A 23,522-nucleotide genomic window follows, 5' to 3' on the forward strand; every position below is an offset into this window, starting at 1 on the left:
GGCGTCGTCGAGGATCTCCTCGATGCGCAGCAGCTGGTTGTACTTGGCGACGCGCTCGGAGCGGGCCGGGGCGCCGGTCTTGATCTGGCCGCAGTTGGTGGCGACGGCGAGGTCGGCGATGGTGACGTCCTCGGTCTCGCCCGAGCGGTGGGACATCATGCACTTGAAGCCGTTGCGCTGGGCCAGCTCGACGGCGTCCAGGGTCTCGGTCAGCGAGCCGATCTGGTTGACCTTGACCAGCAGGGCGTTGGCGGTGCCCTCCTCGATGCCGCGGGCCAGGCGCTCGGGGTTGGTGACGAACAGGTCGTCGCCGACGAGCTGGACTTTGTCACCGAGCTGGTCGGTGATGGTCTTCCAGCCCTCCCAGTCGTCCTCGAACAGCGGGTCCTCGATGGAGACGAGCGGGTACGCCTCGACGAGCTCGGCGTAGTACTCGGTCATCTCGGCGGCCGTGCGCTCCTTGCCCTCGAAGGAGTAGACGCCGTCCTTGTAGAACTCGGAGGCGGCGACGTCGAGCGCCAGGGCGATCTGCTCACCGGGGGTGTAGCCGGCCTCGTTGATCGCCTCGAGGATGAGGTCGAGGGCCTCGCGGTTGGAGCCGAGGTTCGGGGCGAAGCCGCCCTCGTCGCCGAGGCCGGTGGCCAGGCCCTTGTTCTTCAGGACCTTCTTCAGCGTGTGGTAGACCTCGGTGCCCCAGCGCAGGGCCTCGGAGAAGGTCTCCGCGCCGATCGGGGCGATCATGAACTCCTGGATGTCCACGTTGGAGTCGGCGTGCGAGCCGCCGTTCAGGATGTTCATCATCGGCACCGGCAGCAGGTGCGCGTTGGGGCCGCCCAGGTAGCGGAAGAGCGGCAGGTCGGACGCCTCGGAGGCGGCGTGCGCGACGGCGAGGGAGACGCCGAGGATGGCGTTGGCGCCGAGGGAGCCCTTGTTGTCGGTGGCGTCCAGGTCGAACATCGCCTGGTCGATCAGGCGCTGCTCGGTGGCGTCGTAGCCGACCAGCTCCGGGCCGATCTGCTCGATGACGGCGAGGACGGCCTTCTCCACGCCCTTGCCGAGGTAACGGCTGGTGTCGCCGTCACGGAGCTCGATGGCCTCGAAGGCACCCGTGGAGGCACCGGACGGAACGGCGGCACGGCCGGTGCTGCCGTCGTCGAGGCCGACCTCGACCTCGACCGTGGGGTTGCCTCGGGAGTCCAGGATTTCCCGGGCTACGACGACGTCGATGGACGGCACGAGCATCTCCTTCTGGGATGTGACGCGGGTACGAGGGCAGTGGCCCTGCGGGATGAGCCTAACCGGCTCCGGGGGATCGGCCAGCCTGCCGGTCACCCTGGGGACATAACCGAGAGTAAATTGTTTCTGAACGGAACAAACGCGGACCAGTGCGACCGGCCGCCGCCGCGCGCCCGGGAAGCCCCCGCGGCGCGCGCGGACGGCTCGCGGAAAAGCCCCGCCCCGGTGCGCATGGGGGGAACACGCACCGGGGCGGGGCGCCCGTGGGGACGGGGGTGGCCGGCCGGGCCGGCCGTCACCGGTTCGGCCGTCGTCAGCTCAGGTGCAGCTGCTGGCCCGGGTAGATGACGTCGGCGTCGTCGACGACGTCCTTGTTCAGCTCGTAGAGCTTCTCCCAGCCGCCCGCGACGTTCTTCTCGCCGGCGATGCCGCTCAAGGTGTCGCCCTTGACGACCTTGTACTCGCCGTCACCCTTCTTGACCTTCTTGCCGGTCGGGGTCTCGACGGTGGCCCGCTCGGAGGAACGCGAGGCGCGCTGCTCCTGGGTGCTCCCGCTCGGCGCGCTCTGGCTCGGCGCGCTCTGCTCGGGGGCGCTCTGCCCGGCGGACCCGGAGCCCGAGCCCGAGCCCGAACCGGAGCCGGAGCCCGAACCGGAGGTCGACGGGGCGGCCGCGGCACCGTTGTACGCGGCACCGGACAGGCCCGTACCGCAGTTCGGCCAGGCACCCTTGCCCTGGCCCGCGAGGACCTTCTCGGCTATCTCGATCTGCTGGGCCTTGGAGGCCTTGTCCGCGGTGGCGGCGTACTGGGTGCCGCCGTAACCGGCCCAGGTGGAGGCGGAGAACTGCAGACCGCCGTAGTAGCCGTTGCCGGTGTTGATCGACCAGTTGCCGCCGGACTCGCACTGGGCCACGGTGTCCCACTCGGAGGCGGACGCGGCGGAGGCGGAGCCCGCCGTCAGCAGCGGGGCGGCGATCGCGGCGCCGGTGACGCCGGCGAACGCGACGACCTGACTGGCCTTGGACGGACGGCGGTGCTTGGTCTTGTTGCCCTTGTTGCAGGAACGCAGCATGAAGTTGATCCCCTCACCGACGCCTGCGAGGTGAGCTGTCGGGTTCGGGCCGGTCAGATTGCCCGGCCGCGCACGGCGTACTGCCCTGCGCGGCTTCACCCCAAGCCGTTTCCGGGTGTCTCTCGACTCCCGGGCCCGGCACCTACCTTGGGTCCCCCGCTCCTGCCCACGGCGCTTGCGCGACGACTGTTCCCGTACGGCCGTTGGCAGGATTCGGCGTGACGACCGCGGGGCCCGCTGTGGCGAGCGATCACGACGGTAGGCACGTGTGACGCCGGAACACAAAGACGATCAGGGCCTTTGTGACTCATCTCCCACCGAGATCAAATGGTGCATACGGCGCGAATGCGCTCGCGAACTGCCGCGCGTTCCGGCGTCCTTCAGCTGCCCGCCGGACACCCGGAACGCAGCGGTCGGGCGCTGGTCCCCAGCGCCCGACCGGGAACGATGCGATCCGCCTAGAGGGAGCTGCCGCCGGCCCAGAGGCCGTCACCGGAGCGGAGGGTGTACGCGCCACCCGTCAGCTCGCTGACCACGTCGACGGGCTGGGCGGCGTGGCGTCCGGTGGAGGCGGTTGACCCGCCCGTGACGCCGGCGGCCGGCTGCTCGGCGGCACTGTCGCCGCGGTGCCGGCCGGTGCCCTCGGCCGCGTCCGTGGAGGCGTCGGCGGAGGGGGCGGCGGACTCGGAGGGGGAGGCCGACGCGGCGTCGGTCGCCAGGCCCTCCTCCGTCTCGCCGGCGGCGTCCTCGTCACCGCCCGGCTCGCCGGACTCGTCGCCCGACGCGGAGGCCTTCGGGTCGTCCTCCTCCGACGTACTCGCGCCGGAGGCGCCGGACTTGTCGCCGGACGCCGTCTCGTCGGCGGTGCCGGCACTCGGGGAGGCGCTCCCGGTGGAGCCGCTGCCGGGCGTGGTCGTACCGGCCGCCGGCGTGGCGGACTCCGACGAGCCGGACGCGCCGGAGGAAGCGGAAGACCCGGAGGAACCGGAGGACTTGGTGGAGCCGCCCTTCGCGCTGGTGTCGGTGTCCGCCGCGTCGTCGTCGCCGGCGAGCCCGGCGAGCACGCCGCAGGTGGCCCAGGCGATGGCACCCCGGTCGGCGAGCATGCTCTCGGCGACGGCTATCTGCTGGGAGCGGCTCGCCTGGTCGGCCCTGGGGGCGTAGTCCAGACCGCCGTACTTCTCCCAGTCGCTCTGGGACATCTGGAGTCCGCCGTAGTGGCCGTTGCCCGTGTTGGCGCTCCAGGACCCGCCGCTCTCGCAGTCGGCGACCTGGTCCCAGACCGTTCCGTCGGCCGCGCTCGCCCCGCTCGCGCCGAGCAGCGGGATCGCGATGGCGGATCCGGTGACTCCCGCCGCGACGAGGAGGGCCGGAGCCTGACGGGGGCGCCGGTGACGACCGTTCCCGGAGAGCATGCGGTTGCCTTTCACACGACAGCAAGGAGCGGCCCGGCCGGCCCCGGTGTGAGGCGCGCCGGTCGCGTTGATGCGTGAACGTAGCCGCAGTCGATCACTTGTCACAAGTCAATGCAGCGCAGATCACGCGCAGATCACGAACTTGATCAAGCGTCACATTCGTCCGGCTGTGCGAGGTCGCGCGATCACCTCCGACGTGCACTTCCGGCGTCATGACCGAACCGGTGCGAACTCCACGGGAAGCGTGCGCAACCCCCGCATAATGAGCCCGCCACGCCACCGCAAATCGGCTGGATCCATCGCAAGTCCGAGGTCCGGAAGGCGGGTGAGGAGCGTCGCGAGCGCGGTCTGCCCCTCCAGCCGGGCCAGGGGTGCGCCCAGGCAGTAATGGATGCCGTGCCCGTACCCGAGGTGTTGGTTGTCACGGCGCGAGAGGTCGAGGACGTCCGGGTCGGCGAACCGCTCCGGATCGCGGTCGGCCGCCGCGAGCACCACGAGCACGGGGTCGCCGGACGCGATGTCCTGCCCGCCGATCGTGAGAGGGCGGGTGGCGAAGCGCCAGGTGGCGAGCTCTACGGGGCCGTCGTAGCGCAGCAGTTCCTCCACGCCGGTCGCGAGCAGGTCGCGCTCGCCCGCGGCCAGCGAGCGCTGGAGGCGTTCGCGCTGGCCGGGGTGGGTGAGGAGGGCGTACGTGCCGTTGCCGATCAGGTTGACGGTCGTCTCGAAGCCGGCGAAGAGCAGGATGAAGGCCATCGCCGCCGCCTCGTTCTCGGTGAGGTGCTCGCCCTCGTCGGAGGCGCGGATGAGACCGGAGATGAGGTCCTCGCCGGGGGCGGGGACGTCGGGGAGTGCCTCGCGCTTGCGGTGGATGAGGTCGGCGAGGTAGCCGCGCATCTTCTTCACGGACCGGGCGACACCGCCCCGCGGCCCCCCGCCGTGCCGGATCATCATGCCCGCCCAGTCCCGGAAGTCGTCCTGGTCCTCGCGGGGGACGCCGAGCAGGTCGCAGATCGCGTAGATGGGGAGCGGGAAGGCGAACTCGTGGATGAGGTCGGCGCTGCCGCGTTCGGCGAACCCGTCGATGAGCTGGTCGGTGAGCTCCTGCACCCGGGGGGCGAACTCGGCCACGCGGCGCGGGGTGAACGCCTTGGAGACCAGCCGACGCAGCCGGGTGTGGTCCGGCGGGTCGATGTTGAGCAGGTGCGTCATCAGGTCGGCCTTGCGCTCGCCCGGGATGCCGGTCTTCCCCTTGGCGTGGGCGGGTTCGTCGTGGTGCGCCGGGTTCTTGGACAGCCGCGGGTCGGCGAGCGCCTGCCGGGCATCGGCGTAACGGGTGACCAGCCAGGCCTCCACCCCGCTGGGCAGCCGGGTCCGGTGCACGGGCGCGTGCTCGCGCAGCCAGGCGTACGCGGGATAGGGGTCGGTGGCGAACTCCCAGGTGAAGAGCGTGGGCGCGGCGTCGGCGGGCCGGGGTTGCTGGGTCACCTCCCGACCGTATCCGGCGGGCTGCGGGGCTCGCCGGTGGGTGCGGTCCGCGCTCGCGCCCGACCGGCGCCGTACCCGGTACCGGCGGCCCGCCGTGCACGGATCCACAGGCTCTCAGGCCCCGCCCAGGCCCTCCGCGCCCCGTATGGCGTCACGGTACGCGCGGGCCGCTGCTCGCAGGGCCGCCTCGGGGTCGACGCCCGTGGCCTCGGCGCGGGCCGCCAGGGCGAGCAGTTCGTAACCGACGCCCTCGCCCTGGGGCAGCGGTACGTCGAGGCCGGCCGTGCGGGCGCGGGAGGAGAGCTTGGCGGCGAGGGCCAGGCCGGGCTGGCCGAGGGGGACGCCCTCGGTGACCGACGAGCGCCGCTTCTCGACCGCCTTGGTGCGCAGCCAGTGCTCCTTGACCTCCTCGGGCGTCGTGGCCCTCGCGTCGCCGAAGACGTGCGGGTGGCGGTGGATCAGCTTGGCGACGATGCCGCCCGCCACGTCGTCGACGGAGAACGGCGCGTCCGGGTCCTCCTCGGCGATGCGGGCGTGGAAGACCACCTGGAGCAGGACGTCGCCCAGCTCCTCGCGGAGCTCGTCACGGTCGCCGTCCTCGATCGCCTCGACGAGTTCGTACGCCTCCTCGATGCCGTACTTCGCCAGCCCCTCGTGGGTCTGCCGGGAGGACCAGGGGCACTCGCGGCGGATCCGGTCCATGACCTGGACCAGGTCGAGGAGGCGGGCTCCCGGCAGGTCGTACGAGGCGGGGAGCAGCTCCAGCTCCGGCATCCGGACGCGGCCGGAGCCCGCCAGGCGCGCCAGGCCGTCGGTGAGCAGCGGCTCGCCCTCGCCCGACGCGACGACCACGACCGTGCGGCCGCCCGCGCAGGCGTCGACCAGGTCGGGGGCGGTGGGGGCCGTCTCGGCCACGGCCACGCCGGCGTCCCGGAGGTACGGCAGCTGCGGGTGCGCGCCGTCCGCGCACAGGACGCGGTCGGCGGTGCGCAGTGCCTGCCAGGCGGGCCAGGAGAGCAGTCCGGGCGCGACGCGGTGGCTGGTGGTCAGCAGGACGATACGGCCGGGTGCGCCGTCGGGGCTCATTGCGTTCACGCCTCGAACGTAACCCACGGCACCGACGGCACCGGACGTTGTCCACAGGCTGTGGACAGTGGCTCTACGCCGGCTGCTCCGCCGCCGCCGTGACCTCCCGGACCCAGGGTGTCGTGGCGTCCGCCCGGCTGCTCCGCTCGACGTCCCAGGTGCCGTAGCGGGGGTTGAGGTCCACGTCGAGCTCGCCGGAGGCCTTCGACAGGGCCTGCCAGAACACGGCCTGGCCCTGCTCGTCGCTCATGTCGGCGCCGAGCGCGGCGGCCAGCTTCTGGGCCTGGAGCTCGGTGCGGAGGTTGTCCTCCAGGCGCTGGGGCGGGACTCCGTACTGCTGCAGCCAGGCCGCACGCAGGGCCTCGGCGCCGCCCGCCTGCTGTTCCAGGGAGGCGCGGAAGCCCTGGATCTCCTTGCGGGTGACGCGCACACCGGCGTCGGCCGAGGCGTGGTCCAGGACCCGGTCGAGGACCATGCCGTGCAGGGTGTCGCGGGTGAGCCTGCCGGTGCCGGCGACGGCCTGCTCGTACTGGGCGTCGTCGACGGTGGCGGCCCGCTGGGCCGCGCGCACTTCGCCGACCCGGCTCTCCAGCTGCGCGACCGTGATCCGCTGGTCCCCGACGACGGCCGCCGCACCGGGATGCGCCTCGTCGCCGCAGGCGGTGAGGGCGGGGCCCGCGGCGGCGATCGCGGCGGCGAGGAGGAGCGCGGTGCGACGGCGACTGCTGCGGCGGTGCAAGGTGGCCTCCCTTGGGAAGCTCTCTCTCGGAGAGCTTGTGCGACGGTGCACAAAGTCCTGCGGTGATCGATGGTAGGCAGTGGCCCTGCTCTCGGCCAGCCATTCGACCAACGATTCACCGGCACTTCGGGCACCCCCGCACCGCCGTGGCCCGCGCGCGTGCCGTCAGCGCACCCGTCCCAGCCACTGCAGCGTCCGCCGCACGTCCGCCGCCAGCGGGTGTCCGGGCCCGCGCAGCCGCTCCACGTCGTGCAGGAGGCGGGCCAGGGTGTCGTGGGCGGCGGGGCGGTCGCCGAGCGCCAGCAGGAGGTGGCCGATGCGGCGGCGCACGTCCAGGGAGAGTTCGGGGTCGCCCGACACGTACTGGTTCTCGTAGTACGGCAGCAGGGCGCGGTACTCGGCGAGTGCGGCGGCCGGCTCGCCGAGCTGTTCGAGGCAGTGGGCGGCGTCGTAGCGGTAGCGCAGGGCTTGCGGGTCGGCCTGGCCCGCCTCGGCGGCCCGGGCGTCGGCGAGGCGGCGCAGCTCGGGCAGGGCGCGCCGGTACTGGCCGTCGTCCATGAGCGTGGCCGCGTACTGCTTGCGCAGGGTCCGCACGACGGGTGAGTGCTCGCCGTGCCGGGCGGCGGCCAGGGGGAGTATCGCGCCGAGGATGTCGACGGCCTGCGTGATGCGGCCCTCCCCGAGCAGCCGCTTGACCTCGTCGACCGCGCCCGCGACGTCGGGCTGGTCGGTGCTCGGGGCGGGGGCTGCCTGCGGTTGCGGGGCGGGGATGCGGGCGCGGTCCGGCCAGGGCGCGTGCGGGCGCAGGAAGGGGCGGGCGGGGTCGAGCGGGGATCCGGTCGGCATCCCGCGCGCGGGCAGCAGCGGGAGGAGCTGCTCGTACGCCTCCTGCGCGGACGCGGGGCGGTGCTGCGGGTCCTTGGAGAGCAGGCGCAGCACCAGTGTCTCCAGGGCTTCGGGCACCTCCGGGCGCAGCCTGCGGACCGGGACCGGCGGCTCGTAGAGGTGGCGGTGCAGGACGCCGAGGGCCGTGGCGCCCGCGAACGGGACGTTGCCGCTGAGCAGTTCGTGCATCAGCACGCCGAGCGCGTACAGGTCGGTGTACGGGCCGACCGCGCCGCCCATCGCCTGTTCGGGGGCCATGTAGGCGGGGCTGCCGATCGGGGAGCCGGTGTGGGTGAGGCGGGTGGTGTCCGTGTCCATCACGGAGGCGACGCCGAGGTCGAGGACGGTGACCGTGCCGTCCTGCTTGATCATGACGTTGCGGGGCTTGAGGTCGCGGTGGACGATCGGCACCGCGTGCACGGCGGAGAGCACCGCGCACAGCTGGGCGGCGACCGCGACGGCCCACTGCCAGGGGTAGGGGTCGTGCTCGGCGAGGTGGTCGGCGAGGTCGGCGCCGTCGACGTACTGCATGACGAGGAAGAGTTCCTCACCCTCGCTGCCCGCGTCGTGGACCGTGACCAGCCCGGGGTGGTCGACCTGTGCGGTGACCCGGCACTCGCGCAGGAAGCGGCGGCGCAGCTCGTCGGCCTCCTGGCCCGCGACCTTGTCGGGGCGCAGCAGTTTGACGGCCACGCGACGGTCCAGGCGCCGGTCGTACGCCGTCCAGACCTGGCCCATGCCGCCCTGCCCGATGAGCGTGGACAGTTCGTAGCGGTCGGCGACCAGTCGTCCGTCGCCCTGGGCCGTCCCCTGGGTCACTTGTCTCCCTCTTGCCGCCGCAGGTAGTCACTGAGCTCGTCGAGTTCGGCGCGCACCTGGTCGATGCGTGCGGGCGCCGGGCGCTGCGGCGGGGCGGCCGGCGACTGCATGGGCGGGGCGGGTATGTGGGGCACCGGTCCCGGTGCCGGGTAGCCGTGCCCCAGGTCCGGCCGGCCGAAGGCCGCGGGCCCGCCGTGCGGGTGGGGAGGCGTGTGCCCGTACGGCGCGCGGGCGATCCTGTCGAAGTGGCGTATCTCCTCGATCAGGTAGTACACGACGGTCACCACCAGGCCGCCGGACAGCAGTGACATGCCGAGGTAGTCGCGCCAGCTGAAGCTCTCCAGCGGCGCGGTGGACGCGAGGTACACGACCACGAAGGTGTTCGTCACGGAAAGGATGAACAGCACCCAGTCGCGTCTTCTGCGGGTCACGACGGCGAGCCGCAGCATGCTGGCACTAGCCAGGAAACCGCAGCTGAGCACGGTCAGCGCCACGAAGAGCACCCGCAGGGCGATCGGCCCGCCCTGGGAGGGGCGGGGTGGCGGTGGCGGCGCGTAGCCGGGGCCGTGCATGGCTGCTCCTGGGGGCCTTGTGAGCGCGGGCGTTCGATGTTCCGGGTCGAGCGTATAGGCCGATGACCACGAGCCGTTAAGGGTTGTGGACAACCGTTGCCGCACCGGATCACCCGCCGGCTGCGGAGGGTCTCAGTCCGGAGCGACCGTGCCGTCGGTCAGGCCGTCGTGCAGGCCGCGCACGAGTCGCTCACCGAGGCGGCCGGCGAGCCGGAGGGCGTCCTCGAACTCGGCCAGGGAGCGGAAGTGCCCGCCGTAGCGGCGCTGCTGGTCGAGGGGGAGCCTGGGCAGTTGCAGACGGCGGACGTCGAGCCGGGTGGCGGTGGAGGTGTGGCTGCTGGCGCGGCGGCTGTTGGCGGTGGAGCGCAGGAAGCCGGCCAGGAACCAGGGGTCCAGTGCCGCCGGGTCGGGGCGCAGCAGCGCGAGGTTGCGGCCGAGGGCCGCGCCGGCCGTCGCCTCGTCCACCACGCGTGCGACGCCGCCCCCGCCGAGGACGGGCACGACGACGTCTCCCGCCGCGACGAGGACGGGTTCGTCCCCGCTGTCGGGCGAGATCCCCGAGGGTCCCGTGCCCGCCAGGACGTCATGGTCGGTCAGCACACGCGCGTGCGCCCCGTTACCGCCCGTACGCAGTGACAGGGCGCCCGCGCGCGCGAGTTCGCCGATCGTGGTGAGCGGCCACCGGGCGGCCCGCTCCGTGGTCCCGGCGTCGTCGTCCGTGCACTGTGCCGGCGCGGGGGCGGCGGGCGTGAGGTCGGCGGACAGGCGCAGGGTCGCGCCGAGGCGTTCCCGTACGGCCGACAGCGCCTCGGTGCCGTCGTCGGCGGCCGGGGCCGGGAGATGGCGGGCGGGCGTCAGGTCCACGTCGTCGTCGAGGAGGTCGATGACGGGCACGGCACGGCCCGGGCCCGGCTGCGGGGCCGCGCCGCCCGTACGGTCGAAGGCCCGCCAGGCGTCCGTGACGGCGGTGTGCACGGCCGGCCAGTCGATGCCGCCGCCCCGGCCGCGCGGGGCGGGTGCGGCACCGCCGTCGGCGAGCCGGCCGGTGTCCATGAGCAGCACCTCGGGCGCGGCGGGCGCCCGGCCGGGCCGCCGCAGCACCCACAGGTGCAGCGGGATGCTGTGCGGGGGCGCCGCGCCGGCCGGGAGGGCGATCACCGCGCGCAGGGCGCCCCGGCGCAGCAGGTCGGCGCGGATACGGCGGCCCGAGCGGCGTCCGGCGGCGGCGGGCGGCATCAGCAGTACGGCGGTGCCGTCGTCCTTCAGGCGGGCCAGGGCGTGCTGCACCCAGGCCAGTTCGGATTCCGTGCGGGCCGGGAAGCCGTACTCCCAGCGGGCGTCGTAGGCGAGTTCGTCGTGTCCCCAGTTGCGCTCGTTGAACGGCGGGTGGCACAGCACGGCGTCGGCACGGAGCGTGGCGTGGGCGTCCGCGCGCAGGCTGTCGCCGGCCGCCGTACGGAGCGTGGCCCGGGTGTGCAGGGCGAGGCGGAGCGCGGTGAGGGCGGCCGACTCGGGGGCGCCGTCCTGGCCGGACAATTCGCGGCCGGCCGGTTCCGCGCCGGTCCGGGAGGCGGCGGCGCGCAGCAGACCGCCGGTACCGCAGGCCGGGTCGAGCACCGAGCGGGCGGGTCCGGCGAGGTCGGCCATCAGCGTGGCGAGGCCGTCCGGGGTCGGCGTGTGGTGGCGCGGGCTGGCGTCGAGGTAGCGGCCGAGCAGGAACTCGAACGTCTGCCGCGCACCCGATTCGGCCGCCAGCTCCGCGGCACCGCGCAGCAACGGCACGTCGGGCAGCAGCGCCCGGGCCGCCGGGGCGGCGAGCGCGGGCGGGCGGGCCGTGCCGAAGCGCGGGGCGAGCACCCGTTCCAGGGCGTCGGGCAGCAGGTCCGCGAGGATCGGGTCGGGGCCCGCGCTCGCCTCCAGCCAGACCGGGTGACGGTCGTGCAGGAGCAGCAGGACGCAGCCGGTGCGGATCAGGGCCGTGGCGGCTCCCTCGGGGTGGCCGGCGAGCTGCTGCCAGACCCGTTCTTCGAGGGGCACCTCGGCGAGCTTGCCCTGGCCGCGCAGCCAGCTCTCGATCTCGGCGAGCGCGTAGGACGGGCTGGTCTCGGTGCCGCCGACCGGTCGGGGGAAGTCGGCGTGGCGGCGGCGCCAGTTGCTGACGGCGGCGCGGCCGACCCCGGCGAGCCGGGCGATCCCGGCGGCGGTCACCTCTGTCCCGTTGTCGCTCACGCGCCCGGCTCCCCTCTGCCTGGTCCGTGGTGTCCTTCCACGCTGTGAGGCGAGCATACCGGCGTACGCGGAGAATCCTCCTTCACAGCGTGTATGACGTTGAGGCAGTGAACTAGGTTGACTCGGTTCACAAGCACTGCTCTTATTGACCTTGTTGAACGCCGATACGTTTCCTGGGGGGAACACCCATGCGTCGCACCGCACTTGCCGCTCTCTGTGTCGCCGCCGCGGCCACCGTCACGCTCACCGGCTGCCTGCCCGGCGGGGACGAGGCCGGGAAGGGCGCACCGTTCGCCGGACTGTCCGGGGGCGAGATCGCCGAGCGGGCCATGAAGGCCACCAAGGGCGCGGCCTCCCTGCGCCTGAAGGGGGACGTGCCGGACCAGGCGAGCGGCGGTTCCATCCGGATCGACATGGCGCTCGACACCAAGGGCGACTGCGCCGGATCGCTCGGTATGAACGGCGACGGCGAGATCGAGCTGATCAAGACGGGCGACACCGTCTACATGAAGTACGACGAGGCCCTGGTGCGCTCCCAGGGTGAGGGCCAGAGCAAGGCCGAGGTCGACATGGCCGTGCAGATGCTGGCCGGCAAGTGGGTCAAGGCCGACGCGTCCGGCGCCGAGGGCAAGGAACTGACCGGGTTCTGCGACCTCGGCACGCTCCTGGCCGAGTTCGACGACAGCGGGACGAACGCCGAACGGGGCGACATCACCGAGATCGGCGGCGTCCCGGCGATCGCGCTCGACGAGAAGGACGGCAAGGGCGACGCCACCGCGTACGTCGCGACCGAGGGCGAGCCGTACTTCCTCCGGCTGGTCAGCAAGGACCCCGAGGTGCCCGGCGACCTCACTTTCAGCGACTACGACGAGCCGGTCCCGTCCGAGGCGCCCAAGGGCGAGGTGCTGGACCTCGACGAGCTCGGAGCCTGAGGACCCGTACCCGTCGCCCCGCCCCGGCCGCCCCGCGTGCGGCGGCACCGGGGCTCACAGCACGTGCCGTACCCATACGTTCGGCTCCACGTACACGGCGTGGTCGTGCTCCGGCCGACAGCGCTCCGGCACCAGCGCTCCGGCACCAGCGCTCCGGGGACCTCGACGGGCCCCTCGGTGCCGAAGGGCAGCCCGGTCCACGCCAGGCGCCGGACGCGACCGCCACCAGCGTTCTCCCCGCCGCTCAGCCCCCGCACTGCGCCAGCATCGTCTCCTGGTCGGGCGCGGTCACCGGCATCTCGTACTTCTCGGCGACCTGTGCGAAGCGCACCGCGTACGCGCACCGGATCGTCCTGCTCGGCGGCAGCCAGGAGGCGGGCCCGGAGTCGCTCTTGGCCGAGTTGGCGCGGCCCTCGACCGGCAGCAGGTTCAGCGGGTCATTGGCGAGCTGCTTCCGCTTCGCCTCGTCCCACCGGGAGGCACCCATCTGCCAGGCGTACGACAGCGGCACCACGTGGTCGATCTGCACCTCGGCGGCCTTCGCCTTGCGCCACTCGATCGTGGTGCCGGTGTACGGGTCGTCCAGCGTCATGCTCACCACCACACAGTCGGAGCCCGACTTGAACTCCACGTCCTCGCCGTCGCGTTGCAGCAGGTCGTTACGGGTGTCGCAGCCGTTGCGGGCCAGGGGCACCCCGTCGGCCGTGTCCATCCAGGCGTAGCCGAACTCGTCGCGTTCGTACCCCGTCTTCGGCCCGCGCCCCTTCGTGGTGAGCCCCTCGATGAGGTCCCGGGCCTTCGCCGTGTCGCCGTCCGACGTCACGGGCGCCAGACCCGGCTCCGTACCGTCCGGGTTGTCGAACGGGCCGACCGCCCGCCCGTCCGGCGCGGCGGCGGACGCAGGCGAGCGCTCCGGTCCCGCCCCACCGGGCAGACCGGAGGAGCAGCCGGCGGCGCCGAGCAGGGCGACCAGCGCGGGGACAACGACACAGCGGCCACGTTTCACGAGTACTTCCAGCCCCGTTCGGCTCGGGTGTTCGACCCGTGCAGCGTAACCAGTGACGGCGTCACCGTTCCGGGAAGGGCCCCAGAATGTCGATGCCGTACCTCGCCGCGATGCCGGCCAGCTGACGCGCCGTCTCCTCGCCGAGCCGCAGGTCCGCCACGTCCTGGGTGAAGTGCTCGAAACCGGCGGGCACGCAGAACGCGAGGAGCCGCGCCGACCCCGAGACCACCTTCAGGCCGTGCGGCACCGCGCGCGGCAGATGGACGAAAGCGCCCGGCCCCGCCGTCCAGCGCTCCTTGCCGCACACCACCGACAGCTCGCCGTCCAGGACGTACAGCGCCTCGTCGTCGTTGCGGTGCACGTGCAGCGGGCTGCTGAAGTCCCGCTCGTGGACCACCTCCACCGCGGCGAACGCCCCCTCGGTGTCCCCGCCCTCGACCAGCATCCGCAGCGGCGCCCCGAGGAACCGCCGCTCCCCGCCCCTGCTCCGCCCCGGCGCGACCAGGAATCCGCCACCGGTCATGGTTCCTCCCCGCCCGAACGGAAAGACCGGGGCGACCGGGTAAAGGCCGCCCCGGTGTCCAGTATCCGCCGCCGGCTCCCTCCGTACAGGGCGGGAAACAGACGTCGGGCGCCCGCCGGCCGGGGCCGCCTCAGGACCCCAGGACCGACGTCAGGAACTCCCCGGTCCACCCGAGCAGCTCCCGCCCCACCAGCGGCTTGCCCCCCACCTTCGCGGTCTTCGGGCGCGGCACCAGCACCTGGTGCGCCGCCGGCTTGATCACGGTGCCCGGGTACAGGCGCTTCACCCGCAGCTCCTGCGACTCCCGCAGCTCCACCGGAGCGAAACGGATGTTGGTGCCCTGGAGCACGATCTCGCCGACGCCGCACGCCCGCGCGAGCATCCGCAGGCCGGCCACCAGCAGCAGGTTCTCCACCGGCTCGGGCAGCTTGCCGTAGCGGTCGACGAGCTCCTCGCGTACGGCCTTGACGTCCTCCTCGGTGTTGACGGAGGCGATCGCCCGGTACGCCTGCAGCCGCAGCCGCTCGCCCGGCGCGTAGTCGTGCGGGACGTGCGCGTCGACCGGGAGCTCGATCTTGACCTCCAGTGGCGGCTCCTCCTCCACGCCGCCCTCCAGGGAGGCCCGGTAGTCCGCGACCGCCTCGCCGACCATGCGCACGTACAGGTCGAAGCCGACGCCCGCGATGTGGCCCGACTGCTCGCCGCCCAGCAGGTTGCCCGCGCCGCGGATCTCCAGGTCCTTCATCGCCACGTACATGCCCGCCCCCATCTCGGTGTGCTGGGCGATGGTCGCGAGGCGCTCGTGCGCGGTCTCCGTCAGCGGCTTCTCCGGCGGGTACAGGAAGTACGCGTAGCCGCGCTCCCGGCCACGGCCGACCCGGCCGCGCAGCTGGTGCAGTTGCGACAGGCCGAAGTTGTCGCCGCGCTCCACGATCAGGGTGTTGGCGTTGGAGATGTCGATGCCGGACTCGACGATCGTCGTCGAGACGAGCACGTCGAACTTCTTCTCCCAGAAGTCCACGACGACCTGCTCCAGGGCCTGCTCGGACATCTGGCCGTGCGCGGTGGCGATGCGCGCCTCGGGGACGATCTCGCGCAGCCGCGCCGCCGCCCGGTCGATCGACTCCACCCGGTTGTGGATGTAGAAGACCTGTCCCTCGCGCAGCAGTTCACGGCGGACGGCCGCGCCGATCTGCCGCTCCTCGTACGGTCCGACGAAGGTCAGCACCGGGTGGCGCTCCTCCGGCGGGGTGGTGATCGTGGACATCTCCCGGATGCCCGTCACCGCCATCTCCAGGGTCCGGGGGATCGGCGTCGCGGACATCGTCAGGACGTCCACGTTGGCCCGCAGCTTCTTCAGCTGCTCCTTGTGCTCGACGCCGAACCGCTGCTCCTCGTCGACGATGACCAGGCCCAGGTCCTTGAACCTCGTCTCCGAGGAGAACAGCCGGTGGGTGCCGATGACGACGTCCACCGAACCGTCCTTCAGGCCCTCCAGGACCGCCTTCGACTCGGTCTCCGTCTGGAACCGGGACAGCGCCTTCACCTTCACGGGGAACTGCGCGTACCGCTCGCTGAACGTCCCGAAGTGCTGCTGCACGAGGAGCGTGGTGGGGACCAGGACGGCCACCTGCTTACCGTCCTGGACCGCCTTGAACGCGGCGCGCACCGCGATCTCGGTCTTGCCGTAGCCGACGTCGCCGCAGATCAGCCGGTCCATCGGGACCGTCTTCTCCATGTCCTCCTTGACCTCGGCGATCGTGGTCAGCTGGTCGGGCGTCTCCGCGTACGGGAAGGCGTCCTCCAGTTCGCGCTGCCAGGGGGTGTCGGAGCCGAAGGCGTGGCCGGGCGCCGCCATCCGCGCGCTGTACAGCTTGATCAGGTCGGCGGCGATCTCCTTGACGGCCTTCTTCGCGCGCGCCTTGGTCTTGGTCCAGTCGGCGCCGCCGAGCCGGTGCAGGGTGGGGGCCTCGCCGCCCACGTACTTGGTGATCTGCTCCAGCTGGTCGGTGGGGATGTACAGCCGGTCGCCGGGCTGGCCGCGCTTGGCGGGCGCGTACTCGACCACCAGGTACTCGCGGGTGGCGCCCTGCACGGTGCGCTGCACCATCTCGATGTACCGGCCGACGCCGTGCTGCTCGTGCACGATGTAGTCGCCCGCCTCGAGGGTCAGCGGGTCGATGGTCTTGCGGCGGCGGGCGGGCATCCGGGCGCCGTCCCGGCCGGCCGCCTTCTGGCCGGTGAGGTCGGTCTCGGTGAGCACGGCCAGCTTGAGGGCCGGGTCGACGAAGCCGTTGTCGATGCAGCCGCAGGAGACGTGCACGAGGGACGGGGAGATGTCCCCGAGGTCCGCGTCCAGGCGGGCGGCGATGCCCTCGCCGCCGAGCACCTCGACGGTACGGGAGGCGGGCCCGTGCCCCTCCGTCACGAAGACCGTCCGCCAGCCGTCGGCGAGCCAGCCCTTGGTGTCCGCGAGGGCCTTCGCGGTGTCGCCGCGGTAGGTGTCCGGGGCGTGCATACCGAGCTTCAGGGTGTCGGCGTCCGTCTCCTCGTCCGCCGCGAACGGCGACACCGACCACCACATCATGTCCAGCTCGCGGGCCCGGTCGCGGACGTCCGCGAGGGACCACAGGGAGGCGGCGCCGACGTCGATGGGGGCCTCTCCCCCGCCCGCGGTGGCCGCCCAGGAGGCCTGGAGGAACTCCTGGCTGGTGGCGACGAGGTCGGCGGCCCGGGTGCGCACCCGCTCGGGGTCGCACACGACGGCCATGGAGCCCTTCGGCATGACGTCGAGCAGCAGCTCCATGTCGTCGACCAGGACCGGCGCCAGGGACTCCATGCCCTCCACCGCGATGCCCTCGGCGATCCTGCCGAGCAGCTCGCCCAGCTCGGGGTGGGCCTCGGCGAGGGCGTGGGCCCGCTCCCGCACCTCGGCCGTCAGCAGCAGTTCCCGGCACGGCGGGGCCCACAGGCCGTGCTCGGCGACCTCCAGCGATCTCTGGTCGGCGACCTTGAAGTACCGGATCTCCTCGATGTCATCGCCCCAGAACTCCACCCGCAGGGGGTGCTCCTCGGTGGGCGGGAAGACGTCCAGGATGCCGCCGCGCACGGCGAACTCACCGCGCTTCTCGACCAGCTCCACCCGGGAGTACGCGGCTGCCGCGAGGGCTTCCACGACCTCGTTCAGGTCGGCGGTCCGCCCGGTGCGCAAGGCCACGGGCTCGAGGTCGCCCAGCCCCTTGACCTGCGGCTGGAGCACGGAGCGCACGGGCGCGACGACCACGGACACCGGCCCGGTGGCGGGATCGTCCGGGTTCGGATGGGCGAGGCGCCGCAGCACGGCGAGCCGCCGCCCCACGGTGTCGCTGCGCGGGCTCAGCCGCTCGTGCGGGAGGGTCTCCCACGACGGGTACTCCACGACCGAGTCCTCGGGCAGCAGCGAGCGCAGGGCCGCCGCGAGGTCCTCGGCCTCCCGGCCGGTCGCGGTGACGGCCAGTACGGGGCGGCCGGCTTCCCGGGCCAGCGCCGCCACCGTGAAGGGGCGGGCCGACGGGGGGCCGACGAGATCGACGTGCGGGCGCCGGCCGTCGGCGGCGGCACTCACCGCCTCCGCGAGGGCGGCGTCCCTGACGACGACGTCGAGAAGACCGTGCAGGCTCATGAAGGACTTCCATCCCGGGGAGTGGGCAACGCGAGCGGCCCGACACGTCGCACGGGCCGGGGTCCTCAAGAGTACGCCGGGACGCGGTGCCGACCGGGCCGGAGCTGTCGGGTACCCCCTGCGACACGTACGCACCCATGTTCCGGACCGGCTGCCGTGCGGGGGTCCGCTCGCACGGCAGCCGGTCCGGACGGGCCCGACGCCGGGACTACTCCGTGGCGATCGCGGTCAGCACGTTCATCCGGGCCGCGCGGAACGCCGGCACCAGCGCCGCGAACAGTCCCACGAACGCCGCCCCGACGAACACCCCGATGATCGTCGGCCACGGTATCTCCAGGACCTTCAGCCCCTCCAGTGCCAGCAGCTGCTGCGCCGTCGCGCCCCAGCCCATGCCGAGCCCCAGGCCCAGCAGCGCACCGAACAGGGCGATGACCACCGACTCCAGGCGGATCATCCGCCGCAGCTGCCGCCGCGACAGGCCGATCGCCCGCATCAGGCCGATCTCCCGGGTCCGCTCCACCACGGACAGGGCCAGCGTGTTCACCACGCCCAGCACCGCCACGACGATCGCCAGCGCCAGCAGGCCGTAGACCATGTTCAGCAGCTGGCCGACCTGGCCCTGCAGGGCTTCCTTGTAGTCGGTCTGGTCGCGGACGTTGTACTGCGGGTAGTCGTCCAACGCCGCCTTCAGGGAGGTGTACGCGGCCTCCTCCCGGCCGTCCTCGGCCGCGGCGAAGACCAGCATGTCCAGCGGCATCCGGTCCGCGGGCACGTACGTCGCGAGCGTGTCGATCGAGGTGTACATCGCACCGCCGTCGATGACGACGTCGCTGCTGGTGATCGCGCGGACCGTCAGGTCGGCCGTCCGGCCGCCCTCGAAGGCGACCGCGATCCGCGAGCCGATCTCGACGCCGTGGTCCTCCGCGAACTTCTCGTGGACGGACATCGAGTCCGGGCGGTAGGCGTCCGCGAGCTCCCCCGCGACCGTCTCGGTACGCATGTCGGTCGCGTACGTCGGGTCGGCCGCCGTGATCGCCGTGTTCTTCAGCGTCTCGCCGTCCGGGGTGGTGAAGTCGGCCCGGAGCCACTTGTACTCGGTGACCCGCTCGATGCCCTCCGCGGCCCTCACCGCCTCCACCGCCTGCGGCGTGATCAGCTGTCCGCTGTCGGACTGCACGATGAAGTCCGTGCCGACCGACTTGTCGAGCTGGTCCGTCGCCGAGGCCACCATCGACGAGCCGACCACCGACAGGCACGCCACCAGCGCGAGCCCGATCATCAGCGCGGCGCCCGTGGCACCGGTGCGGCGCGGGTTGCGCAGCGCGTTGCGCTCGGCCATCCGCCCCACGGGTCCGAACATGCGCAGCAGTACGGCACCGAGCACCCGCACCACACCGCCGGCGAGCACCGGCCCGACGACGACGAAGCCGACCAGCGACAGCACCACGCCGAGGCCCAGCCAGAGCGCGCCGTCGCCCGCCTGCTCCGCGGCGGCCGCGAGGAACAGGGCGGCCGCTCCGGCCCCCGTCAGGACCAGGCCCAGCACCGCCCGTACGACACCCGCCCGGGCGTCCGCCGGCGCGCCGGCGTCCCGCAGCGCGGCCATCGGGGAGATCTTCCCGGCCCGCCGGGCGGGCAGGTACGCGGCGAGCACGGTGACCACGACGCCGAGGACCAGGCCGGCCACCGGGGTGGTCCAGGCGACGGTCAGGTCGTCGGTGGACAGCTCCATGCCCAGGGAACGCATGAGCTGCATCAACCCGACCGCGAGGCCCACGCCCGCGCCCGCACCGAGCACCGAACCGACCACGCCGAGCAGCAGCGCCTCGATCAGCACGGACCGGTTGACCTGCTGCCGGGACGACCCGATGGCGCGCATCAGGCCGATCTCGCGGGTGCGCTGGGCGACCAGCATCGAGAAGGTGTTGATGATCAGGAAGACGCCGACGAGGAAGGCGATCCCGGCGAAGCCGAGCAGGGCGTACCGGATGACGCCCATGAACTCCTCCATCTCGGCGGAGGCGGCGTCGGCGACCTCCTTGGCCGTCTGCACCTTGTAGGAGCCGTCGAGGGCCGCGGTGACGTCCTCCTTCAGCTCCGCGTCGCTCACCCCGGCCGCGGCGGTGACGTTGACGTCGGTGTAGACGCCGGCCTCGCCGACGAGCACCCGCTGGGCGGTCTCCGTGTCGAGGTAGAACATCGCGGCGCCGGGGTTGGTGACGGTGAACTCGACGATGCCGGACAGCTCCGCCGTGTGCGTGCCGACGACGGTGATGACGCCGATCTCGTCACCGAGTTCCAGGCCGTGCTTGTCGGCGGTGTCCGAGTCGACCATGAGCTGGTCCGGCCCGCGCGGCGCCTGCCCGGAGGTGATCTTCATGGTGCGGGACTCGTTGGCGTTCCAGTTGCCGACGATGGTCGGGCCGCCGCTGGTGGGCGACAGGCTGTCCTTGTCGGCGTCGACGACGGTCACCGAGGTGGAGGAGACGGTGCCCTCGGCCGACTCCACGCCGTCCACCGCCCGCACGTCCTCCACCACGGAGGCGGGCATGACCGGCGGCTTGCCGGTGTCGCTGGTGGTCTCCCCGTCGGCCGAGGAGTCCGCGGTGCTGACCGTGACGTCGGAGGCGGTGGCCGTGAACAGCTTGTCGAACGTCTTGCTCATGGTGTCCGTGAAGACGAGGGTCCCGCACACGAACGCCACCGACAGCAGGACGGCCACGGCGGACAGCGCCATGCGTCCCTTGTGCGCGAGGAAGTTGCGCAACGAACTCCTGAGGACGGTCATGACGTGCGCCCCCGGGCGTCGAAGTCCTTCATCCGGTCCAGGACGGCCTCGGCGGTGGGCTGCAGCATCTCGTCGACGATGCGGCCGTCGGCGAGGTAGAGCACCCGGTCCGCGTACGAGGCGGCCACCGGGTCGTGGGTGACCATCACGATGGTCTGGCCCAGCTCGTCGACCGACCTGCGCAGGAAGCCCAGGACCTCGGCGCCGGCCCGGGAGTCCAGGTTCCCGGTCGGCTCGTCCCCGAAGATGATCTCGGGCCGGGCCGCCAGCGCCCGCGCCACGGCGACGCGCTGCTGCTGCCCGCCGGAGAGCTGGGTGGGCCGGTGCTTGAGCCGCCCGGCGAGCCCGACCGTGTCCACGACCCGCCCCAGCCACGCCTGGTCGGGCCTGCGGCCCGCGATGTCCATGGGCAGCGTGATGTTCTCGATCGCGTTCAGCGTCGGCAGCAGGTTGAACGCCTGGAAGATGAACCCGATCCGGTCCCGCCGCAGCTGGGTGAGCTTCTTGTCCTTGAGCTTGGTTATGTCGGTCTCATCGAGGTAGATCTCACCGCCGGTGACGGTGTCGAGTCCGGCGAGGCAGTGCATCAGCGTGGACTTGCCGGACCCGGACGGGCCCATGATCGCGGTGAACCGGCCCCGCTCGATGTCCACGTCGACGTGGTCGAGGGCGACGACGCGGGTCTCCCCGCTCCCGTACGCCTTCACGACCTGCCGCGCCCGTGCGGCGACGGCCGTAGGCCCTCCAGTGCCCCCGGTCCTGGGAATGCTTACAGCCGATGTCACGTTATGTCTCCTATATCGCTCAAGAAGTGCATGAGAAGGTGCGGCAGCCGGTCCGGCGTGCGTGCGGTGTGGGTGGTGGCGCGTGTGCGATGCGAGCGGTGATGCGCGTGCGATGCGAATGCCGGTGTCTGCGGTACGAGCGTTGGCGTCTGCGGTACCGACGTTGGCGTGCGCGCCGCCGCGTCCCCCGTGCGCCGACGAGTCTGCCCCCGTGGACGGCCCCGCGCACTGGTGCCTGGACCCGTCTCCTGCTGGGGAGAACCCCACCCCCCGACATGCGGCCCGTACGACCCCCGTACGTCCCGGCCGCTCCCCAGCGACGTAAGGACAGATTAAGGAAGACGCCCTCCCCGGCTCGTCCTCCGGCGGGACGAACCCTCCCCGGTCCGCAGTACGGAGGAGCCCCTAGGGGTTCTCCTCCGGCAGGTGGAGCTCGACTCAGGGTTCCTCCACCGACCGGCCCGCCGGCGTCCGCCCTCCCGCAGCGTGGGGCTCAAGTGGCGAGCTGACGGCGGCAGATAGGTGCATGGGGAAAGGAACAACCGGTGGGCGACACGAGACCCGCGAGACGCGGCACCGGGCCGCACGCCGCGACGGTTACCGGTCCTCACGGACGCGGGTCACCCGCGGGACCGACCGTCACTTCTCCCGTTCGAACCAGGCCGTGGCCTGTGGCAGGAACAGCAGGACGATCACGGGCGCACCGAGCACGATGCGCAGCACGGCGTCCACGAACTCACTCGGCGCCGCGGCGCCCGAAGCCTGGCCGAACGACCCGACGAGGACGAACACCAGCACCACGATGGTCGTCAACCGGACACCACCCCGCGCGCCGCCGCCGTACCTGAGAGCCAGCAGCGCGCACACCCAGACGAGGACCCACGGCGCCATCAGGTCACCCGTCCCGTAGGCCGTGAGCCCGCCCTGCAGCGAGAGCACGACCACCAGTCCGGCGAACGCCAGCCCGAACAACAGCAGCCTCGCCGCGCGTACCTGCAGGGGCATCACGGACCGGGTGGACACGTTCATGGGACCTCTCGTGCTTGCTCGACCTGGACGTGCGGAGCAGCACTGTCCCGCAACGGAGCCGGATCGGCCACCCTTTTGCCGCCCGGTCCCCCACCCCGTCAGTCCACCGGCGCGTTCCCCGTCAGCGCCGTCAGGCTGGAGCGGATGTGGTCCATGTGGGCGCGCACGGTGTCCGCCCGTTCGCCGTGCTCGCGCAGCACGCGGTCCGTCTCCCGGGTGACGCGGTCCTCGTGGACCCGGGCCTCGGCGAGCACGGCGGCCGCCCGGGCCTCGGCCTCGGACTGCAGCTGCGCCGCGGACTCCTCCGCCTCGGCGAACGTGAGCCTGGCCTCCGCGAAGGCGGCCTCCGCGCGCTCCCCCAGCTCCGCGTGGCGGGCGTCCGCGGCAGCCTCCCGTCCGGCCTCCGCGCGGTCCGCCTCCGCCCACCGCTCGGCGTGCTCCGCCTCCTGCTCGCCGAGCAGCCCCTCCGTGCGCTCCCGCACCTCCCGCAACGCCTCCAGCGACGCCCTCCGGTTCTCCTTCACCTCGCGCCGCGCCGTGATCCGTACGTCGTCCGCCTCGGTCCGCGCCGCGAGCAGCACCCGCCGTGCCCCCTCCTCCGCCTCCTCCCGCACCCCGTCGGCGTACGCCCGCGCGGCCTCCCGCACCCGGTTCCCCGCCGCCTCCGCCTCCCCGGCGGCCCGCTCGTGCTCCCGGCGGGCGTCCGTCCGCACCGCCTCGGCCTGCTCCACCCCCAGCTCGAAGAGCTGCCGGGCCCCCTCACCGAGCGCCTCGTACGTCTGCGGGACGAGCCGTGCCACCGCCTCCCGCAGCCGGCCCGCCTCCTCCTCCATCTCCCTGGCCAGCACAGTCAGCCGCGCGGCCCGCTCCCACGCGGCGTCACGCTCCGCGGAGAGTGCCGCCTCGTACGCGTCGACCTGCGCGGAACGGTAACCGCGCCGCACGACCGCGAAGCCGTACCGCGCCACCGGCTCGCTGCTCATCCTCGGACCCCTCTCCGCCGTACCCACACACCACATGACGACCGCGAAAAAACGAACAATTCGCGCACATCTTGGTGGATCAGACAGAAGAGTCCATAACGCGACACTCTTCCCGGGGGTAACGGCCGACGGGCACACACGAAAGGGCGCCCCGCAGCACACGCCGAGCGCGAACACGCCGAGCGCACACCCCGCCGAGCGCACGCACGCCGAGCCCGTGTCGAGCACACGTCGAGCAGATGCGAGAGGGCCGGGCCCGGTCGTACGACCGGGCCCG

The 23,522-nt window shown here is 72.8% G+C and carries 17 protein-coding genes, 1 pseudogene and 1 riboswitch; of the genes and pseudogenes, 1 reads left to right on the forward strand and 17 read right to left on the reverse strand.

Annotation, left to right across the window (positions count from 1 at the left end):
• From eno to UW392_RS38325, 9 genes are all read right to left on the reverse strand, one after another.
• The coding region (gene eno / locus UW392_RS38285; protein WP_320779851.1) for a phosphopyruvate hydratase at nucleotides 1-1,236 on the reverse strand (1,236 nt) is incomplete at its 3' end.
• 313 nt (nucleotides 1,237-1,549) lie between these two features.
• Entirely contained in the window at nucleotides 1,550-2,308 is a 759-nt protein-coding gene (locus UW392_RS38290; RefSeq protein ID WP_320779852.1) for a transglycosylase family protein, read from the reverse strand.
• 5 nt (nucleotides 2,309-2,313) lie between these two features.
• A riboswitch (cyclic di-AMP (ydaO/yuaA leader) is annotated at nucleotides 2,314-2,492 on the reverse strand.
• 274 nt (nucleotides 2,493-2,766) lie between these two features.
• Nucleotides 2,767-3,723 (reverse strand): transglycosylase family protein, encoded by a 957-nt coding sequence (locus UW392_RS38295; RefSeq protein WP_320779853.1) that lies wholly within the window; start codon nucleotides 3,721-3,723, stop codon nucleotides 2,767-2,769.
• A 210-nt stretch (nucleotides 3,724-3,933) separates the two neighbouring features.
• The gene (locus tag UW392_RS38300) at nucleotides 3,934-5,208 is read right to left on the reverse strand and encodes a cytochrome P450 (protein ID WP_320779854.1); all 1,275 of its coding nucleotides are present in this window, start codon (nucleotides 5,206-5,208) and stop codon (nucleotides 3,934-3,936) included.
• A 114-nt stretch (nucleotides 5,209-5,322) separates the two neighbouring features.
• Nucleotides 5,323-6,294, reverse strand: coding sequence for a nucleoside triphosphate pyrophosphohydrolase (locus UW392_RS38305; RefSeq protein ID WP_320779865.1), 972 nt, complete (start codon nucleotides 6,292-6,294; stop codon nucleotides 5,323-5,325).
• A gap of 73 nt (nucleotides 6,295-6,367) precedes the next feature.
• Nucleotides 6,368-7,033: a SurA N-terminal domain-containing protein gene (locus tag UW392_RS38310; protein WP_320779855.1), complete on the reverse strand. Its 666-nt coding sequence runs from the start codon at nucleotides 7,031-7,033 to the stop codon at nucleotides 6,368-6,370.
• 165 nt (nucleotides 7,034-7,198) lie between these two features.
• Nucleotides 7,199-8,683, reverse strand: a complete 1,485-nt coding sequence (locus tag UW392_RS38315; protein WP_320779866.1) for a serine/threonine-protein kinase — start codon at nucleotides 8,681-8,683, stop codon at nucleotides 7,199-7,201.
• Between the two features lie 50 nt (nucleotides 8,684-8,733).
• Complete coding sequence (locus UW392_RS38320) at nucleotides 8,734-9,309, reverse strand: hypothetical protein (RefSeq protein WP_320779856.1); 576 nt, start codon at nucleotides 9,307-9,309, stop codon at nucleotides 8,734-8,736.
• Between the two features lie 132 nt (nucleotides 9,310-9,441).
• Nucleotides 9,442-11,538, reverse strand: coding sequence for an N-6 DNA methylase (locus UW392_RS38325; RefSeq protein WP_320779857.1), 2,097 nt, complete (start codon nucleotides 11,536-11,538; stop codon nucleotides 9,442-9,444).
• A gap of 188 nt (nucleotides 11,539-11,726) precedes the next feature.
• Between UW392_RS38325 and UW392_RS38330 the strand changes: the two genes are divergently transcribed.
• Nucleotides 11,727-12,470: a hypothetical protein gene (locus UW392_RS38330; RefSeq protein WP_320779858.1), complete on the forward strand. Its 744-nt coding sequence runs from the start codon at nucleotides 11,727-11,729 to the stop codon at nucleotides 12,468-12,470.
• Between the two features lie 54 nt (nucleotides 12,471-12,524).
• On the opposite strand, the pseudogene UW392_RS38335 reads toward UW392_RS38330, so the two are convergent.
• The 8 genes and pseudogenes from UW392_RS38335 to UW392_RS38370 form a co-directional block, all read right to left on the reverse strand.
• Nucleotides 12,525-12,670: pseudogene (locus UW392_RS38335) on the reverse strand (N-acetyltransferase); the annotation flags it as partial.
• A 44-nt stretch (nucleotides 12,671-12,714) separates the two neighbouring features.
• Nucleotides 12,715-13,476, reverse strand: a complete 762-nt coding sequence (locus UW392_RS38340) for an HNH endonuclease family protein (RefSeq protein ID WP_414496956.1) — start codon at nucleotides 13,474-13,476, stop codon at nucleotides 12,715-12,717.
• A gap of 61 nt (nucleotides 13,477-13,537) precedes the next feature.
• Nucleotides 13,538-13,999 carry a cupin domain-containing protein gene (locus tag UW392_RS38345; RefSeq protein WP_320779859.1) on the reverse strand — a complete coding sequence of 154 codons (462 nt, stop codon included), beginning with the start codon at nucleotides 13,997-13,999 and terminating at the stop codon, nucleotides 13,538-13,540.
• A gap of 130 nt (nucleotides 14,000-14,129) precedes the next feature.
• Complete coding sequence (gene mfd, locus UW392_RS38350) at nucleotides 14,130-17,660, reverse strand: transcription-repair coupling factor (RefSeq protein ID WP_320779860.1); 3,531 nt, start codon at nucleotides 17,658-17,660, stop codon at nucleotides 14,130-14,132.
• Between the two features lie 208 nt (nucleotides 17,661-17,868).
• Nucleotides 17,869-20,448 (reverse strand): ABC transporter permease, encoded by a 2,580-nt coding sequence (locus UW392_RS38355; protein ID WP_320779861.1) that lies wholly within the window; start codon nucleotides 20,446-20,448, stop codon nucleotides 17,869-17,871.
• Nucleotides 20,445-21,233, reverse strand: coding sequence for an ABC transporter ATP-binding protein (locus UW392_RS38360; protein WP_320779862.1), 789 nt, complete (start codon nucleotides 21,231-21,233; stop codon nucleotides 20,445-20,447). Before UW392_RS38360 ends, UW392_RS38355 begins: the two co-directional genes overlap by 4 nt.
• A gap of 639 nt (nucleotides 21,234-21,872) precedes the next feature.
• Complete coding sequence (locus tag UW392_RS38365) at nucleotides 21,873-22,262, reverse strand: hypothetical protein (protein ID WP_320779863.1); 390 nt, start codon at nucleotides 22,260-22,262, stop codon at nucleotides 21,873-21,875.
• A 98-nt stretch (nucleotides 22,263-22,360) separates the two neighbouring features.
• Complete coding sequence (locus UW392_RS38370; RefSeq protein ID WP_320779864.1) at nucleotides 22,361-23,245, reverse strand: cellulose-binding protein; 885 nt, start codon at nucleotides 23,243-23,245, stop codon at nucleotides 22,361-22,363.
• Between the last annotated feature and the right edge of the window lie 277 nt (nucleotides 23,246-23,522).

It is taken from the genome of Streptomyces sp. CRN 30, from assembly GCF_034105845.1.

Excerpts from the sequence above, each read along its gene's own strand:
- UW392_RS38290 (WP_320779852.1), bottom strand. The coding sequence starts at position 2,308 with ATGCTGCGTTCCTGCAACAAGGGCAACAAGACCAAGCACCGCCGTCCG.
- UW392_RS38295 (WP_320779853.1), bottom strand. The coding sequence starts at position 3,723 with ATGCTCTCCGGGAACGGTCGTCACCGGCGCCCCCGTCAGGCTCCGGCC.
- UW392_RS38305 (WP_320779865.1), bottom strand. The coding sequence starts at position 6,294 with ATGAGCCCCGACGGCGCACCCGGCCGTATCGTCCTGCTGACCACCAGC.
- UW392_RS38320 (WP_320779856.1), bottom strand. The coding sequence starts at position 9,309 with ATGCACGGCCCCGGCTACGCGCCGCCACCGCCACCCCGCCCCTCCCAG.
- UW392_RS38330 (WP_320779858.1), top strand. The coding sequence starts at position 11,727 with ATGCGTCGCACCGCACTTGCCGCTCTCTGTGTCGCCGCCGCGGCCACC.
- UW392_RS38345 (WP_320779859.1), bottom strand. The coding sequence starts at position 13,999 with ATGACCGGTGGCGGATTCCTGGTCGCGCCGGGGCGGAGCAGGGGCGGG.
- mfd (WP_320779860.1), bottom strand. The coding sequence starts at position 17,660 with ATGAGCCTGCACGGTCTTCTCGACGTCGTCGTCAGGGACGCCGCCCTC.
- UW392_RS38355 (WP_320779861.1), bottom strand. The coding sequence starts at position 20,448 with ATGACCGTCCTCAGGAGTTCGTTGCGCAACTTCCTCGCGCACAAGGGA.
- UW392_RS38365 (WP_320779863.1), bottom strand. The coding sequence starts at position 22,262 with ATGAACGTGTCCACCCGGTCCGTGATGCCCCTGCAGGTACGCGCGGCG.
- UW392_RS38370 (WP_320779864.1), bottom strand. The coding sequence starts at position 23,245 with ATGAGCAGCGAGCCGGTGGCGCGGTACGGCTTCGCGGTCGTGCGGCGC.